Below are 15,929 nucleotides of genomic sequence, written 5' to 3'. Positions count from 1 at the left end.
ATTAAACAGGGATTCTGTCAAAGGGATTGGTATGTCTTGTTGAAAAAGAAAAATGTTATAAATGATGAATATCAGAGCCAATTTATTGATTAAGTACGACCTAAAAATCAGAATCCTCGAAAACAAAGATTTTAAATACCCATAGGGATAGCCCAGCTTAGTCCAACTATGTTTTAAACGCAATCTTGATATATCTATTTATTATAGTTATTTTTTTGGGTAGATTGCGTCTAAAACACTTTACGTTATCCGCATGATTCTATTGAAGAATTGACCTACTGGTATAATTTAAGATTATCATATGCCTTTATTTTGGTTTATAAAAAGCCGGATTTTTTTTCATTTAAATCATTGTTTATTTGAAGCATCATTCCATTAATTATAAGCAAATGACCGATGAAGTAAAATAGAAGGACTAGAAAATGATTAATTACATTTTTTACCAAAACAATATCTTCACCCATCAATAAATCAGACAGAAAGAAAGAAAAAACGCCCAGAATAGTAAAAACAAAACTTTTCTGAGAAACATAAAACCTCCTATTTAAGCTAAGAACAATGGCAGTTGTACTAAATAAAGCATAAAAAATTATTGGTACAACATAGGCCCCTAGGTTTGGGAAAATTATGATTGTGGTTGTTATTGTTACTAAAATAGCCAATGCTTCTGGCCATCTATTTAAAGGACTTATGTCTTTTTTTTCAAAACCGCTTGTCGAATAATGATAGAGAACTGCATAAGCAGTTTGTGCCACTATAAAGGTACAAAGACCTAATAGTTTAAATAAAGACTCTTCTATTTTAAACATTAAGAAAACATCTCCAAGAAAGGAGAAAAAAGTAGCGATCATCAAAGGTGGTATCAATCGGTGTTTTGTCGATTTAAATTTGAGAAAGAGAAAATATAAAAGTATTGGTACAATTAAGGGTTTAGTGATATAAAAAATCAAATCACAACCTATCAACAAAAATGAAAGGTTTAAGATTGTTAATGTTAAGTAAGTTAAAGTAAAACGTGGGTGAATGGTCATTATTTCTAACCAAATTTGCTTCTGATTCTATTGAATTTAAGCGAATATTTTTTAAGAAATAATAATTTGCTCTGAAAAAAAATAATCTTCTTTTTCGAAATCAACATCTTTACGAAAACTTTAATTATTCAAGTATTATTTAGTTTTCATTAGAATTTTTTCTATTTAAATTGTATTATTTATTTAACATTCATTTTTTCTATTACTTTTGATTTTTTTGATAGAGTAAATAGATAAATAATTGCTATAAATGAAGTTATTGCTCCAATGGAAAACACAAGGAAAAAGTTTTCTGATTTGTTGTTGTACACAAAGCCTGAAACCAACGCTCCGATTCCAATACCAGCTTCAAGAGCAATATACATTGTAGCCAAAGCTCTTCCTCTAAATTTGTCTAGAGATAAATCTATAGTCCAAGCGGAAATTGTCGGGGAATTCATCCCAACTGATGCTCCAAAAATTACTGCACCAAAAAGAAGCATTTCTTTGCTTTGGGCTATAGCAATGGTTAACATAGCTATAGACATAGACAAGGTGGCTACTTTCATCACAGGAACTCTGCCGTATTTATCAGAAGCTTTTCCAGCAATGATCCGGATACCAAGAGATGCCAGCGTAAATACAGCAAAGAAAAGTCCTTTGTTTTTTATCCCAAGGTATTCAGAATAATCGGGGATAACTGTCAAAACAATTCCAAAAGAAAATACGGTCAAAAACAAAACTATAGATGGAGTAATAACTCTCTTTTCGATGATTTCATTCCTATTGAGTTTGAAATGATCAAATGATAATTTTTCTTTTTCTTTTAAAGTTTCTTTTAGCTTCAAAAGAATCAATATAGAAAGGATTGCAGTAAATGCAGAACTATAGAAAAGTGTATTGATATCCCATTCTGCAGCAATATAACCTCCCAAAGCTGGTCCTGCAGCCATTCCCAGTGAACCAAAAAGAGACTGTATGCCCATAGCTTCGCCTCGTTTATTGAATGGGATGATGTCTGCTACAAATGCTGATGTTCCGGTAGGTGTAAATCCAGTGGAAAAACCATGAACAAACCTTAAAAACAAAAATCCAACTACCGAGGTGATAAATGGATAGAGCAAGCTCACTACAAAGCATACTACAGCACCGAAAATCATAACTGGTATCCTTCCTATTTTATCAGCAAGTTTTCCACTAAATGGCCTTGATAGTCCAGCAGTGAGTGTAAATAGGGAAATGATCAATCCTTTGTAATCTTCACCTCCAAGTGAAGTCAAATAGGAGGGAAGTTCCGGAATGATCATATTGAAACTTGCAAAAAATAAGAATGAACTCAAACATAGAGTAAAAAAATTTAGCGTAAAAAAGGGTGGGATAAACCTATGCATTACAAATTTATTGACTTGAATTCAGTTTTAAATAAAGAAACCTCTCAGGGAGTAAACATTGATACTTTTTATACCAAAAATTTCCTGAGAGGTTTGCCAAGAATTAACTATAAACTTTACTCTTTGTTGGCTTCTTCTTCGCTTTGTGCCAATAAGAATGCCTTAATGAATTCATTTACATTTCCGTCCAATACCGATTGAGCATCAGATGTTTCATGGCCTGTTCTTGCGTCTTTTACTAGTTTGTATGGATGTAGGACATAGTTTCTAATTTGGGAACCAAAGTCAATCCGCATTTTACCAGATTCTACTTTTGCACGCTCAGCATTCCTCTTTTCCATTTCCAATTGGTAAAGTCGGGATTTAAGCATTTGCATGGCTTTCTCCCTGTTTGCTAGTTGTGATCTTTCGATTTGACAGACCACGACAATACCTGTTGGCTTGTGTGTAAGCTGAACTTTTGTTTCCACTTTGTTGACATTCTGTCCACCAGCACCTCCTGATCTTGAAGTGTGGAGCTCTACATCACTTGGATTGATTTCGATTTCAATGGTATCGTCTATCACTGGATACACATAAATCGAAGCAAAAGAGGTGTGTCTTCTCCCACTACTGTCAAATGGAGAAATCCTGACCAATCTGTGTACACCTATTTCAGATTTCAAAAACCCATAGGCTAGAGGACCATCAAATTCCAAAGTCACAGATTTGATTCCGGCAACTTCACCTTCTTGTAGATCGACTTCACGAACTTTATATCCGTTTTTTTCTCCCCACATGATATACATCCTCATCAAAATAGATGCCCAGTCATTGCTTTCTGTTCCACCTGCTCCAGGATTGATTTCCATGAGTGCGCTAAGCTGATCTTCCTCACTACTTAGCATTTTTTTAAGTTCTAACTCCTCTACATTCTGATAGACTTTGCTGAATTCAGCTTTTAGTTCCTCTTCAGAAACTTCATCCATTGAGTAAAATTCATATAGAACTTCCAAGTCTTGAATCCCGGTCGCTACTTTTTCATAGGCGTTGGTCCAGGATTTTTTTCCTTGAATTACTTTCATTGTTTTTTCGGCCTCGTCTGGATTATTCCAAAAGTCTGCTTGCGCAGACACGGCCTCGAGATCTTCTATTTCTTCAATCTTACGATCGTAGTCAAAGATACCTCCTCAAAGCCGAAACGCGGGCTTTCAAGTCTTTCAACTGGTCTGATGTCATAAATTTATTTAGTTTTCGAATGCAAAAATCGTAAAAATTATACTAGAAACCTATTCATTTGCTAATCTCCATACAAGATCACCAATTGAATTTTGTTTCTTTTGGTATTTTTGAAATGCCTGTACCTGACTTTGGAAAGTGTGAATCCCGTTCCGAATAGAGCTCCAGCTGTAATCAATCCTCCTGAACTAATCCCAAAAGAACCATCGTGATAGAGTGAGTTGATTGATTCTGCTGTAACTAAAATCAATCCAGCTCCATAGCTTAATGTTGAGAGATTTTTAATTGTGCTGTTCCTATGGTCCTTGTGAAGAATTTCCACAGAGGTTATGTCTTCTGGTCTCAAAATGTTTTCTGAAAGGACAATTATATCAGTTTGTATGTCTTTGATTACATCCGTGATGTAGTAATCATTTTTTTTACTTTTGTATGTAAAAGTCTCGCCAACCTCATATTTCAATCTACTTTTTTGATTTGTACCTTTTTGTAGCAAAATAAACTTTTGGGCAAAAGCATCACCAAGATTGATGATAGATAAAAGAAAGATGCATGCAGAAATTTTAAAAATATAATACTTCATTATTACTTAGTTGATTTAAATTCAAGATATCAAAATATTTTCAAAATTTGGGTAATTCTAAGTTTAGTTTGACTCCTATTTTATTCTTAAACATAAAAAAAGTGTCAAGATTTACTTTGACACTTTCTCAGTAGAAATATTTAGTGATCAAATCTTAATGATCCAATTATGTTTATCTTCTAGTTTACCATATTTGATACCATCTAATGTTTCTAAGATGATATTGCTAAAGGCTGAGCTATCTTTCTGGGGCAGTTCATAGTCATTTCCATTGATATGAATTTTTGCAATATGTGCTATCGTGGCTGCAGTCCCTGTACCAAAAGCTTCTACTAAAGTTCCGCTTCTCAAAGCATCCTCAAGCTCTGTTACTCTTAAGAATCTCTCTTCTACCTTCACGCCCATCTCTCTGGCAAGTGTCAAAACGCTATCTCTTGTGATACCTTTCAGGATAGTACCTGTAGTGGTAGGAGCGGTGATCAGTGAAGCATTGATCATAAACATTACGTTCATCGTTCCACTTTCTTCTATGTGCTGATGAGATTTTCCATCTGTCCATAGTAATTGATCATAGCCTTGCTTCTGGGCTTGCAATGCAGGATAGAGTGAGCCTGCATAGTTACCAGCAGCTTTCGCAAAGCCTGTGCCGCCTTCAGCAGCTCTTGTATATTGACATTCGACTTTCACAGAAACTGGTTTGGAATAATAATTCCCAACAGGACAGGTAAAAATCATGAATTTATACTTTTCCGAAGGTCTTATCCCCAAGTAATCATCCGTAGCGAATACAAAAGGTCTGATGTAAAGTGAGCAACCAGGTTTATTGGGAATCCAATCTTTATCAACTTCTAACAATTGAGTGAGTCCGTCCATAAAAAGTTGCTCAGGAACTTCTGGAATGCACATTCTTTTGGCTGATTCATTCAGCCTCTTTTGGTTTGCATCAGCTCTAAAAATCAAAGCCTCGCCATTTTCGTTTTTATAGGCTTTCATCCCCTCGAACACAGATTGGCCATAATGCAAGGTTGCATTAGCAGGATTTAACTGTAGTGGAGCATAAGGTTCGATTCGGAAATTTCCCCATTCTCCGTTTTCAAAATCCGCCACAAACATGTGATCACTGATAGTTTGACCAAATTTTAAATCATCAAAATTCGTCTGAGGTAATTTTGATACTTTTGTTTTGTTGATTTCTATGTTTAAAGTAGTATTCATCATGATTTATGCTCTTGGTTTCCAGGTTACTTCTTCTACTTCTAGATCTATCGCCATAAGACGTCCCAATACAAATAGGTAGTCTGAAAGTCTGTTTAAATAACTTAAAATAATTTGATCAACAGGTTCTATTTCCATCAAAAGTATAACGCATCTTTCGGTTCTACGACAGACCGTTCTGGCTAAATGACAAAAAGATATTGCCTGATGACCACCTGGAAGAATAAAATTACGGAGTGGAGGAAGTTTTTCTTCCATCAGGTCAATCTCTTTTTCAAGCAGCTCAATATCTTCCTGATGGAGATCAGGTTTTTTTATATTTGATTTGCCTACTTCTGTAGCCAAAGTAGCACCTAAAGTAAATAATCTGTCTTGGATTTCTTTAAGAATTACTTCACGACTTTTGTTGACCTCTTGGTCTCTAAGTAATCCTATGTAAGAATTCAGTTCATCAACAGTTCCGTATGCATCTATCTTGATATGTCCTTTGGACACTCTTTTTCCACCAAGAAGAGATGTGGTTCCGGTATCACCGGTCTTAGTATAAATTTTCATTTATTACGCTAGATAAGCATCCTGAAGGTAAAAATGTACCTTCTTACAAAAGTAAGAATCTATTTATAAAAAGATGCTTTTTTACTCGTCTAATTCTACGGTTACTGCTCTAGTAGGGTTAAGGTTGATCTCGTCTGATTCTACCAAACCATCACGAAGCCTAATGACTCTATGTGCATAGTGTGCGATATCATCTTCATGTGTTACCATGATGATGGTATTTCCCTTTTGATGCAATTCATGAAAAAGCTCCATAATACTGTAAGAGGTTTTGGTATCCAAGTTTCCGGTTGGTTCATCTGCTAAGATAATACTTGGATCATTTACAAGTGCCCTTGCAATGGCTACTCTTTGTCTTTGACCACCAGAAAGTTCGTTTGGTTTATGATGAACACGGTCAGCTAAACCTACGTTTTTCAGAGCTATGAAAGCTTTATCTTCTCTATCTGACTTATTATATCCAGCATAAATCAAAGGTAGGGCTACATTTTCAAGACAACTTGCCCTAGGAAGTAGGTTGAATGTTTGGAATACAAACCCAATTTCTTTGTTCCTGATTTCAGCCAATTCATTTTCGGACATGTCACTCACATCCTTTTCATTTAATATGTAAGTTCCTGCTGAAGGAGTATCCAAGCAGCCAATAATATTCATCAATGTGGACTTTCCAGAACCTGAAGGTCCCATAAATGCCACATATTCACCTTTATTGACCGAAATAGATACTGATTTCAAAGCTCTAACTTCTTCAGCCCCCATTTTATATGTCTTTTGAATATCGGATGTTTCTATTATTTTTTTCATGGTCAATTGTTTTGAATTCCTGAATTTAGTTGAATTGATCAAAAAGGAAAAATTAATTTGATTAACGGTGTTAAATTTTACAAGTTTTCAATCATTAATTTTTCTAATTCTTCAAAAGAGAGCCATTTTGACATGTCTTCTATTGCTTTTGTACCATAATTCCCCAGTCCATTATTTCTACTTTCTTTTACATAGGCCATCCAAAGAATGGGATCTTTGTTGAATTGAATTGATTCCTGAAGAATTTCATATCTTTTCAAAGCTTCTTTTTCATTTGCCAAAGCTTGAAAAATCAAAGGAGTTACATAAGCATTCTTTGTTTTTGAAATTTCCGGCTTCAGCATTTTCTTTATTTTTTCAGATTGTATTTGGCCTTTACCTTTTCCCAAAACTTCTTTCAATTCTTCAAATTCCTCTTTTGTCCAAATTGCATTTACACCTTGCGTCAACAGTTTTTCCAAATAATCAAAATCCTCTTTTTCTAACCAATGTGATTTATATAGCATTAGGTAATTCGCCAAATCACTCTTGAAGTTTTCAGTGATCAACTCTTCAAGATTTAACATCAACTTTTCTTTTGTACTTTGATGGAAAGTACTGAGGATTTCATAGAACTTTGTTTGGTCATTTTCCAACAATTCCCCTCTATCATCCCATCCCATCCAGTTAGGAAAGTTCACCCCTTGATTTTGTTGTAAAGCTTTCGCTTCTTCAGTTTTTCCACTGAAATAAAGAATTGCCAAATGGTGGGGCTTGAAACTTAGAAAGCCATCTACCGCTGCTACAGTTAGTTCCAAAGCGGCTTTTTCAAAATCCAATTGGCTAGCTAGGATTTCCGCTGACATTACATTGTATTTTACTGCATGGTTGGGAAAAGAAAATGATGCTCCTGACAAGAATTTCAAAGTTTCATTTATCCTTTGGTCTTGAAATGCTCGGACAACCCTTGTTTCCCAATAGTTTCTTTCTTCATAACTTGATTGTTGGATATTTATTAAGTTATTGAGAATAGTTAAGTCACTATCATAACTTGTAGCAGTCTGATTCGTGAATTGATTTCTCAAACCAGAGGATTTCAACACAAATTGATCAGGAAGATTATCCGTATCTAAGATGAAATCAGTGTAGTTTCCTAGCTTATTGGCTTTTGCTAGATGATTAATTTGGCGGATTTGATCTTTAGATGGGTTTTGGATTTCTTTGCTTTCTATATTATGCTTAACTTCTAAGGCTAGTTTGTTAGCTATTATGGTTTTTTGATCATTTTTCGTGGAGTTAAGAACTTCTATTGCTTTGATAGGCTGATTGATTTTTGAATATAGCAATGCCAAATTATTCAACAGTTTTGGGTTTTCAGGGAAAAATTCTAAACCTTTTTCTAAATAGAAAACAGCTTCCACGATTTTATCAGCCTGATGTAATCTTGAACTGAGCAAGAGGATGTTTGGAACATTCGGGGCAAAATCGAAACTTTCCTCTAGATGCCTAATTGCCATGTTTTGTTGCTTGTCTTGAAGGTACAAGTGGGCAACGGAATTTTTTGCTCTGTCATTTTTAAAATAATTTTCCCATGAATTCTCATAAAGGATTCTCGCATGCTGTGGACGATCGGTTTGATAGTAATAATCGGCAGATAAATTTAGCGATGCGGATTTCAATTGTACTGCGATGACTGCATCGGCAAAAATCACTAAAATCACCAAAAACATGATCGAACCAATCCTCATGTGGAAGTAAGCAAAAAATTGTGGCTTGAAGATCACTTTTTCCAAAGGCTCTCCATTGTTAAGAATACTCGAGAAATTTGTCAATAAATAGGCAAAAAACAATAAAGAAAGAGCGATCTGTCCATAAAGAAAAGTGTGGTTGAAGAATTCGATCAAAGGTTGGTTGTAGGTATAGATAGCTTTACCCCAAATCCAAGTAGTAGCTCCAAGACCTATTAGATAAAATGATTTCCCAATAAGTGGCTGATCAAATGCTTGAGGTGTTTGGGTTATTTTATAGTCCAATACATAGTACCCCAAAACGCCAGCAACTAGCATAATCACCAATGGTGGAAGGGTAGGGAAGGGAAGGTTTATTTCTCCCATAGTATCAAAAAGTGTAAAGAGTACAAGCAAGAAATAGACGATGGAAATAATGGTAATATGCCAAGTGATCTTGAGTTTCACCCCTTGGTTGAGTTTGATCAAAAAGATGCTGGCACTTGAAATTACCGCATGGCCTATATGCAACATGAAAATCACTGCGAGAAATGCAACAGGCAAAGTGATGTTTTCCGACAAATAGAGTGGTGAAGCTTCTATTTCTGTAATTTGGGTTAGTAGAAAAATGGTGGCAATCAAGCTTGTAGATACGAGAAAGAAGCGCTTGCTCAAGCTCCAGTTTTCTAAAAAGAAATGAATGATAGCCACTGGAGTCAAAGCTCCCAAAAGCAAGATGATCAATGGGAAATTGGTGGAAAGTCCACCGATATTGAGACCATTGATTCCAGAGAAAGTAAAGAAGAAAATCGCTCCAGCACTTCCTGCGATAAAGTACATTTTCTTCAATGTGCTGATCAACGTCAAGCCAAAGCACAAGAACAATATAACCAATATACCGAAAAACAAGCTGAATTCAGTATTCAAGATAGGGGGCAAAGACTCGAAGTTTTGAAAAACTAAAAAGTTATCTATGTCAAGGTTGATTATTTCTGTTCCTAGTTTATAAAAATGTAAAGGCACACTTATGCTTTCCGCAAATACCCCCGGGAGTATTGGCATGGTTGGCGTATCCCATACAAAAAGACTCAATAATAGGAAAAGCCCCCCCAATAAAGCTATGAAACTGGGAAGGCCTTTGAATAATAAGATTTCTAAATTCCTGAAAGTTTTAACTGACATTACTCCATTACCTTTGGAACTCTGAAATAGTCCGAGTCACGTTGTGGGGCATTTTTTAATCCACTTTCGTGAGAAAGATGCTCACCAACTTTATCTTCCCTCAAAACATTCACTTCAGATGACATAGTTGTGATTGGTTCTATATTATCAGTATCCAATTCATTCAATTGCTCCACCCAATCAAGGATTTGGGTCATGTCTTGAGTCATTTTTTCAGCACTCTTTTCATCAAATTCTAATCTTGCAAGATGTGCGATTTTTTTGAGTGAATTTACATCTATTTTCATAAGTCTATTAAGCTTTTTTTTCTGTTTTATTGTCTTCCCAAAGTTGGTTTTGAATGATTTGATGCGCTTGCTGTCGTATCATCGGTACATCTTTTGTGGTCAGACCTTTGGTTGAAATTGGTTCGTGAAAAACGATTTTCCCTGACTTGAAATTCAATAGGGGATATTTTTCATCTGGCAAAATTAAATGATTATAAGATAAAGTTACAGGAATTATAGGGATTTGTTTGTCAATTGCCAAACTAAATGCTCCATCCTTGAATCTGTTGAGGAGAGGTGGCTGAGTAGAAGTGATTCCCCCTTCGGGAAAAATAACAATACTACTACCATTGTCAATGGCTTTTTTTGCCCTGACCAAGACCTCTCCACGACTTCTCACACTTTCTCGATTGACGGCAATGTGAAGGTTCTTGAAATAGTATCCAAACAATGGGATATTTCTTAGCGAACTTTTTCCGATAAAAACTACATCTCCCGGGACAAACCCCATCATTGCGATATCGATATATGAAAAATGATTCGCTATGAATATGTAGGGTGTCCCCATTTTGACATGCTTTTTCCCTTCAAATCTCACAGGAAGACCAATCAATATAAAGTAAAGGTTTGCCCAAAACCTGTTTATTTTTCTTCCATATTTCTGCTGACCTGGTATCCAAATGGTAATTAATAGCAGCGGAAACAAGAGGATAAAACTCAAGCAAAAAACGATGAAAGCATAAACTGTGTAGAGACCTCTCAGAAGAACCATCTTATTTATTGATCATGTGGTTGGCAACTTGTACAAAATAACGCATCATCGCTTCTTTTGTATTTTGGTCTATTTCTATTTTTTCCATAGCTGCAAACATACAATTGAGCCAACTATTTCTCATATTTCCATCGATTTCCCATTGAAAATGCCTTTTGCGGAGCATTGGATGGCCTCTTTGGTCAGAATAGGTCTGCGGTCCTCCGAAAACCTGCTGCAAAAACAAAAATAATCGCTCTTCTGCAGGAGCTAAATCCTCTGGATATAATGCCAACAAACTAGGGGTATTGGCTACTCCTAAGTAGAAATGATGTACTAAACTTTTGATTTTCTCCTCACCTAAAGCTTGGTAGATCGATTGAAACTCATGCATTTGTCAACCAATAAATTTAGTTTTATAAAAAAAGACTGCCACAGCGGCAGTCTTTTTAATATGTATTGTATAAGGTTTTACTTTTTGATAACAGAGAAATCAAAATCTTCCAAGAATTTGGTAGTGAAGTCTCCAGCTTTGAATTTTTCATCATTCAACAAAGCGATATGGAAAGGGATTGTAGTCTTGATTCCATCAATAACAAATTCTTCCAATGCTCTTTTCATTCTGACAATTACCTCTTCCCTAGATTGACCACTTACGATAAGTTTAGCGATCATGGAATCATAGTTTGGAGGAATGACATAGCCTGCGTAAACATGGCTATCGATCCTTACACCTCTACCACCAGGTAGATGAAGGTTTACGATTTTACCAGGACTAGGTCTGAATCCATTTGCAGGATCTTCTGCATTGATTCTACATTCCATAGCATAGAGCTTTGGAAAATAGTTTTTGCCAGATATTTTTTCACCAGCGGCTACTTTGATTTGTTCTTTGATCAAATCAAAATCTGTCACCTCTTCGGTAATCGGATGCTCTACCTGAATTCTAGTGTTCATTTCCATGAAGTAGAAATTTCGGTTTTTATCAACCAAAAATTCTATAGTTCCAGCACCTTCGTAGCCGATAGCTTCCGCACCTTTGATAGCAGCAGCGCCCATAGCTTCTCTCAACTCATCTGTAATAAATGGAGAAGGTGTTTCTTCTACTAGTTTTTGGTGTCTTCTTTGGATAGAACAATCCCTTTCAGATAAGTGACAAGCCTTACCATTACTGTCACCAACTATTTGGATTTCGATATGTCTTGGTTCTTCTACGAATTTCTCCAAATAGAGACCGTCATTTCCAAAAGCAGCACCTGATTCTTGACGCGCATCATCCCAAGCTTTCTTGAATTCACTTTCTTGCTTTACGATTCTCATACCACGTCCACCACCTCCGGCGGTAGCTTTGAGTATGACTGGGTAGCCCATTTCATTGGCTAACTTTACGCCCTGTTCTATCGATTCCAATAGTCCTTCAGAACCGGGGATAGTAGGTACGCCAGCCTCTTTCATGGTTGCTTTAGCCGTAGCTTTATCGCCCATTCTATTGATCATGTCCGGGCTAGCACCTATGAATTTGATGTTGTATTCTTCACAAATTCTGGAAAACTCAGCGTTTTCTGAAAGAAATCCATAACCAGGATGGATTGCATCGGCATTGGTGATTTCAGCTGCCGCGATTATTCTTGGGATATTGAGGTAAGACTCTCTACTTGGGGCAGGACCAATGCATACAGCTTCGTCAGCAAACCTTACATGCAAACTGTCTTTATCTGCCGTAGAATATACCGCTACAGTTTTTATCCCCATCTCTTTACAGGTACGGATTATTCTGAGTGCAATTTCGCCTCTATTGGCTATTAATATTTTTTTAAACACATCAAATCAGTTTTGTGAAACAAAAAGAAATTATCCTGCAGGATCTACCAAAAACAATGGCTGATCATATTCTACTGGAGTAGCATTGTCAACCAATACTTTTACGATTTTACCTGAAATCTCAGATTCGATTTCATTAAAAAGCTTCATCGCTTCTATGATACAAACTGTCTGACCAGCTTTTACCACATCTCCTACATTGACAAAATTGTCTGAATCAGGGTTTGGAGTTCTGTAGAAAGTCCCGATCATTGGGGATTTGATTTCCAAGTATTTTGAAGTGTCGTCTTCTTTTGGTGCAGCAGCTGGAACCGAAGGAGTGGCAGCAGGAGCAGGAACTGGTGTGGAAGCTGGAGCAGCAGGAGCAGGAGTAGGTGAAGTAGAGACGTACTGTGTTTCACTATTTTTTTTGATAGAGAGCTTGAACTCATCTGTCTCAATTTTCACCTCGGCTAAGCCTGAATTTGAAATAAAATCTATTAAATCTTGAATTTCTTTTGCTTTCATAAGTTATTATTTTTGCGGAAACCACATGTTAGTTTCCATTTTTATTGGGTTAAAAATCGTAATTCTATGTAATTTAATTAAATCAAACAGTTTTACGAAATTATTTTACTCTTTCGGAATAAGAACCATCTCTTGTATCCACTTTGATCAAAATATCTTGTTCTACAAAAAGCGGAACCATTACTGTTGCGCCAGTTTCTACAGTAGCTGGTTTCAATGCATTCGTTGCGGTATCACCTTTGATTCCAGGTTCTGTATATGTAATCATCAATTCTACGAAAGGAGGGAGCTCTACAGTCAAAGGAGTCTCAGTTTCTGCATGGATAAGCACATCTACCATTTGACCTTCTTTCATCAAATTAGCTCTTTCGATCAATTTTTCATCAATTCTGATTTGTTCGAAAGTGTCATTGTCCATGAAATGAAGTCCCATATCGTCTGCATATAAGTATTGATGGGATCTTTTTTCTACACGAGCAGTAGTTACTTTTTCACCGGCATTGAAAGTCTTGTCCAACACTTTTCCATTGGTAAGGCTTTTCATTTTGGTTCTGACAAATGCAGCACCTTTACCTGGTTTCACGTGCTGAAATTCTGTGATGGTGTAGATGTCGTGGTTAAATTCCAGACACAATCCATTTTTAAAATCTGCGGTACTTGCCATTATTAATTGTCTAAATTGTTTTGAAATTATTTTGGGTCATATCCCCACTTAAGGTAGATAGAACCCCAAGTGAATCCGCCTCCGAAGGCAGCTAGGACAATATTGTCTCCTTTTTTCAATTGAGATTCATAATCCCAAAGGCAAAGTGGAAGTGTACCTGCTGTGGTATTTCCATACTTTTCGATATTCATCATGACTCTTTCAGGACCTACTCCCATCCTGTTTGCAGTAGCATCAATGATTCTTTTGTTTGCTTGATGAGGTACAAGCCAAGCAATCTCGTCAGATTTCAAGCCATTTCGTTCCATGATTTTGGCACTGACTTCAGCCATATTTGTAACAGCAAATTTGAAAACTGTGGAGCCTTCCTGAAATGCAAAATGTTCTCTTGCATTGACAGTTTCTATTGTCGCAGGTTTTCTACTCCCACCTGCTTTCATGTGTAGATAAGGTGCTCCTGATCCATCAGAATGTAGCAAGCTATCCATGACTCCAACTTCTTCGGTGGTAGACTCTAACAAAACAGCACCGCCTCCATCTCCAAAAATAATACAAGTTGCCCTATCTGTATAGTCAATGATAGAGGACATTTTGTCTGCTCCTACAATGATAACTTTTTTATGCATGCCAGTCTCAATAAACTGACTGCCCATGGTCAATGCGTATAGGAACCCAGAACAAGCAGCAGAGATATCAAAGCTAAAGCTTTTTTTTGCACCTACATTGTCAGCAATGATATTGGCTGTTGCAGGGAAGGGCATGTCAGGAGTGACGGTAGCACAAATGATGAGGTCTATGTCATTGGGGTCGGTATTGGTCTTTTTCAGCAGGCCTTTCACTGCCTCTGTGCCAATCACGGATGTACCTTGGTTTTCACCTTTCAAAATACGTCTTTCTTTGATTCCTGTACGGCTGACAATCCACTCATCATTGGTGTCCACCATAGTTTCCAATTCTTGATTGGTAAGGACATATTCCGGTACCCAACCATGAACTCCGGTAATTACTGCTCTCGTTTTTTTCATTAAGTGTTTGGTTTAGGCAATCAAATGATCCGTTTTACTAGTCATTTGATTGACTTACAAGTGATTGTCTCCTCTTTAGAGGCTTTTCAAGACATTCTTGTTCAGTTTAAGATTTCAAAAATATTTAAAATGTGCTGTACCACCAAAGCTTTTTGAGATTAGAATTGGCTATTCCTTTAATTATTCACTTAAAATCAAGAAGATATCTTCTCATTAAATAAAAAAAAATGATTATCCGCAATGATGCCATTAATTCAACTAGACAAATTAATTATCGCAGATATTTGTCAACTTTCCACATAGGAAAGCCCACAGATTGCTCTAATTGTATTGAGAATTTTTTTTGAATGGCTACTGCCAAAGTAGCGATTAGCCATGAAAAAAAAATCCATCCCAAAATATTGGGATGGATTTTTTGTAAAAGGCCTTTTATATAATTTTATGCTTATGCGAGAACTTCCTTCTCCATGATTACTTGTCCTTTGTAATAAAGTTTACCATCAAGCCAAAAAGCTCTGTGAGGTAAATGGAATTCTCCAGTAGTAGGACACTGAGCTAATGCAGGAGCAGTTAACTTATAGTGAGTTCTTCTCTTGTCTCTTCTGGTTTTCGAAATTTTTCGTTTAGGATGCGCCATCTCTATGTAATTTAGATTAATCTTTTTTCTTTAATTTTTTTAATATTTCCCATCTGGGATCTGTGCTTTCATCTGCTTCGTTTGAAGAATCATCCTCTTCAGTGGACTCTTCTTCAAATTTTTCATCTGAAATATATACTAACTCACCTTCTCCTTCAAAATCTTCTTCATCCATCTCTTCTACAAAATCAGGATGAATTTTCTTTGCCGGAATTGCAAGCAAGATAAATTCATATATCAACTGTGCTACATTGATACTAGGGGTATCTCTCGTGATCATAAATACATCTTCGGTGATTTCTGCCTCCTCAAGTCCGTATTTATATATGATCTTTTCATCTGTGTAGAGTGGAAAATCAAACTCTTCCAAACTCCTATCACAAGTCAAAGTCACTTCACCTTGTATTTCAAATGTAGCTTCCATTAGTGAGGTAAGCTTGTTGAGATGAATCGTTGCTTGGAGCTTTCCTCCATGCAAAAATTCAGCTGCTTCGAAATGTTCGAAAAACTCTCTGTCAACTGGAAAGGTAAATTCATGCTTACCTTCTTTAAGTTTGATGACGTCTATATTATAGTTTTTCAAGAATTTCATCTGAC

At 36.3% G+C, this 15,929-nt stretch carries 17 protein-coding genes; all 17 read right to left on the bottom strand.

Annotated features, from left to right (window positions below; genetic code table 11):
- Positions 1-317: 317 nt before the first annotated feature.
- Positions 318-1,031: a lysoplasmalogenase family protein gene (locus MM213_RS10810; RefSeq protein ID WP_241412172.1), complete on the bottom strand. Its 714-nt coding sequence runs from the start codon at positions 1,029-1,031 to the stop codon at positions 318-320.
- Between the two features lie 179 nt (positions 1,032-1,210).
- Positions 1,211-2,401, bottom strand: a complete 1,191-nt coding sequence (locus MM213_RS10805) for an MFS transporter (protein WP_241412170.1) — start codon at positions 2,399-2,401, stop codon at positions 1,211-1,213.
- Between the two features lie 116 nt (positions 2,402-2,517).
- Positions 2,518-3,619, bottom strand: a protein-coding gene (prfB, locus tag MM213_RS10800) for a peptide chain release factor 2 (protein ID WP_241412168.1) whose coding sequence is annotated in 2 segments (ribosomal slippage) — positions 2,518-3,558 and positions 3,560-3,619 — 1,101 coding nt in all. Because the reading frame shifts where the segments join, the coding sequence is not laid out codon by codon here.
- A 61-nt stretch (positions 3,620-3,680) separates the two neighbouring features.
- Positions 3,681-4,199, bottom strand: a complete 519-nt coding sequence (locus MM213_RS10795; protein ID WP_241412166.1) for a hypothetical protein — start codon at positions 4,197-4,199, stop codon at positions 3,681-3,683.
- Between the two features lie 147 nt (positions 4,200-4,346).
- Entirely contained in the window at positions 4,347-5,414 is a 1,068-nt protein-coding gene (locus MM213_RS10790) for a branched-chain amino acid aminotransferase (protein WP_241412184.1), read from the bottom strand.
- Between the two features lie 6 nt (positions 5,415-5,420).
- A complete protein-coding gene (locus MM213_RS10785; protein ID WP_241412164.1) occupies positions 5,421-5,969 on the bottom strand; it encodes a cob(I)yrinic acid a,c-diamide adenosyltransferase in 549 nt (182 codons plus the stop codon).
- An 81-nt stretch (positions 5,970-6,050) separates the two neighbouring features.
- Positions 6,051-6,773: an ABC transporter ATP-binding protein gene (locus MM213_RS10780; RefSeq protein WP_255806944.1), complete on the bottom strand. Its 723-nt coding sequence runs from the start codon at positions 6,771-6,773 to the stop codon at positions 6,051-6,053.
- A 77-nt stretch (positions 6,774-6,850) separates the two neighbouring features.
- Positions 6,851-9,661, bottom strand: coding sequence for a tetratricopeptide repeat protein (locus MM213_RS10775; RefSeq protein WP_241412162.1), 2,811 nt, complete (start codon positions 9,659-9,661; stop codon positions 6,851-6,853).
- On the bottom strand, positions 9,661-9,948 hold the full coding sequence (gatC, locus tag MM213_RS10770; RefSeq protein WP_241273579.1) for an Asp-tRNA(Asn)/Glu-tRNA(Gln) amidotransferase subunit GatC: 288 nt from the start codon (positions 9,946-9,948) through the stop codon (positions 9,661-9,663). Before gatC ends, MM213_RS10775 begins: the two co-directional genes overlap by 1 nt.
- Positions 9,949-9,955: 7 nt before the next feature.
- Entirely contained in the window at positions 9,956-10,699 is a 744-nt protein-coding gene (locus MM213_RS10765; protein ID WP_241412160.1) for a lysophospholipid acyltransferase family protein, read from the bottom strand.
- A gap of 1 nt (position 10,700) precedes the next feature.
- Positions 10,701-11,072, bottom strand: coding sequence for a globin domain-containing protein (locus tag MM213_RS10760; RefSeq protein ID WP_241412159.1), 372 nt, complete (start codon positions 11,070-11,072; stop codon positions 10,701-10,703).
- A 77-nt stretch (positions 11,073-11,149) separates the two neighbouring features.
- Positions 11,150-12,499 (bottom strand): acetyl-CoA carboxylase biotin carboxylase subunit, encoded by a 1,350-nt coding sequence (accC, locus tag MM213_RS10755; protein WP_241273576.1) that lies wholly within the window; start codon positions 12,497-12,499, stop codon positions 11,150-11,152.
- Positions 12,500-12,529: 30 nt separating this feature from the next.
- A complete protein-coding gene (accB, locus tag MM213_RS10750; RefSeq protein ID WP_241412158.1) occupies positions 12,530-13,006 on the bottom strand; it encodes an acetyl-CoA carboxylase biotin carboxyl carrier protein in 477 nt (158 codons plus the stop codon).
- A gap of 100 nt (positions 13,007-13,106) precedes the next feature.
- On the bottom strand, positions 13,107-13,670 hold the full coding sequence (gene efp, locus MM213_RS10745) for an elongation factor P (protein WP_241412156.1): 564 nt from the start codon (positions 13,668-13,670) through the stop codon (positions 13,107-13,109).
- Between the two features lie 26 nt (positions 13,671-13,696).
- On the bottom strand, positions 13,697-14,695 hold the full coding sequence (locus MM213_RS10740) for a beta-ketoacyl-ACP synthase III (RefSeq protein ID WP_241412154.1): 999 nt from the start codon (positions 14,693-14,695) through the stop codon (positions 13,697-13,699).
- A gap of 445 nt (positions 14,696-15,140) precedes the next feature.
- The gene (gene rpmF, locus MM213_RS10735) at positions 15,141-15,332 is read right to left on the bottom strand and encodes a 50S ribosomal protein L32 (RefSeq protein ID WP_188441423.1); all 192 of its coding nucleotides are present in this window, start codon (positions 15,330-15,332) and stop codon (positions 15,141-15,143) included.
- 16 nt (positions 15,333-15,348) lie between these two features.
- The gene (locus tag MM213_RS10730) at positions 15,349-15,924 is read right to left on the bottom strand and encodes a YceD family protein (protein WP_241412152.1); all 576 of its coding nucleotides are present in this window, start codon (positions 15,922-15,924) and stop codon (positions 15,349-15,351) included.
- Positions 15,925-15,929 lie beyond the last annotated feature (5 nt).

It is taken from the genome of Belliella alkalica, assembly GCF_022549785.1.
Lineage (GTDB): Bacteria > Bacteroidota > Bacteroidia > Cytophagales > Cyclobacteriaceae > Belliella > Belliella alkalica.
This window is presented reverse-complemented; position numbering and strand designations above follow the sequence as displayed.

What these genes read in the sequence shown, in the direction of transcription:
- MM213_RS10790 (WP_241412184.1), bottom strand. Translation starts at nt 5,414, where the DNA reads ATGAATACTACTTTAAACATAGAAATCAACAAAACAAAAGTATCAAAA.
- MM213_RS10765 (WP_241412160.1), bottom strand. Translation starts at nt 10,699, where the DNA reads ATGGTTCTTCTGAGAGGTCTCTACACAGTTTATGCTTTCATCGTTTTT.
- MM213_RS10730 (WP_241412152.1), bottom strand. Translation starts at nt 15,924, where the DNA reads ATGAAATTCTTGAAAAACTATAATATAGACGTCATCAAACTTAAAGAA.
- MM213_RS10785 (WP_241412164.1), bottom strand. Translation starts at nt 5,969, where the DNA reads ATGAAAATTTATACTAAGACCGGTGATACCGGAACCACATCTCTTCTT.
- MM213_RS10805 (WP_241412170.1), bottom strand. Translation starts at nt 2,401, where the DNA reads ATGCATAGGTTTATCCCACCCTTTTTTACGCTAAATTTTTTTACTCTA.
- MM213_RS10740 (WP_241412154.1), bottom strand. Translation starts at nt 14,695, where the DNA reads ATGAAAAAAACGAGAGCAGTAATTACCGGAGTTCATGGTTGGGTACCG.
- MM213_RS10810 (WP_241412172.1), bottom strand. Translation starts at nt 1,031, where the DNA reads ATGACCATTCACCCACGTTTTACTTTAACTTACTTAACATTAACAATC.
- MM213_RS10795 (WP_241412166.1), bottom strand. Translation starts at nt 4,199, where the DNA reads ATGAAGTATTATATTTTTAAAATTTCTGCATGCATCTTTCTTTTATCT.
- efp (WP_241412156.1), bottom strand. Translation starts at nt 13,670, where the DNA reads ATGGCAAGTACCGCAGATTTTAAAAATGGATTGTGTCTGGAATTTAAC.
- accB (WP_241412158.1), bottom strand. Translation starts at nt 13,006, where the DNA reads ATGAAAGCAAAAGAAATTCAAGATTTAATAGATTTTATTTCAAATTCA.
- MM213_RS10775 (WP_241412162.1), bottom strand. Translation starts at nt 9,661, where the DNA reads ATGTCAGTTAAAACTTTCAGGAATTTAGAAATCTTATTATTCAAAGGC.
- gatC (WP_241273579.1), bottom strand. Translation starts at nt 9,948, where the DNA reads ATGAAAATAGATGTAAATTCACTCAAAAAAATCGCACATCTTGCAAGA.
- MM213_RS10780 (WP_255806944.1), bottom strand. Translation starts at nt 6,773, where the DNA reads ATGAAAAAAATAATAGAAACATCCGATATTCAAAAGACATATAAAATG.
- rpmF (WP_188441423.1), bottom strand. Translation starts at nt 15,332, where the DNA reads ATGGCGCATCCTAAACGAAAAATTTCGAAAACCAGAAGAGACAAGAGA.
- MM213_RS10760 (WP_241412159.1), bottom strand. Translation starts at nt 11,072, where the DNA reads ATGCATGAGTTTCAATCGATCTACCAAGCTTTAGGTGAGGAGAAAATC.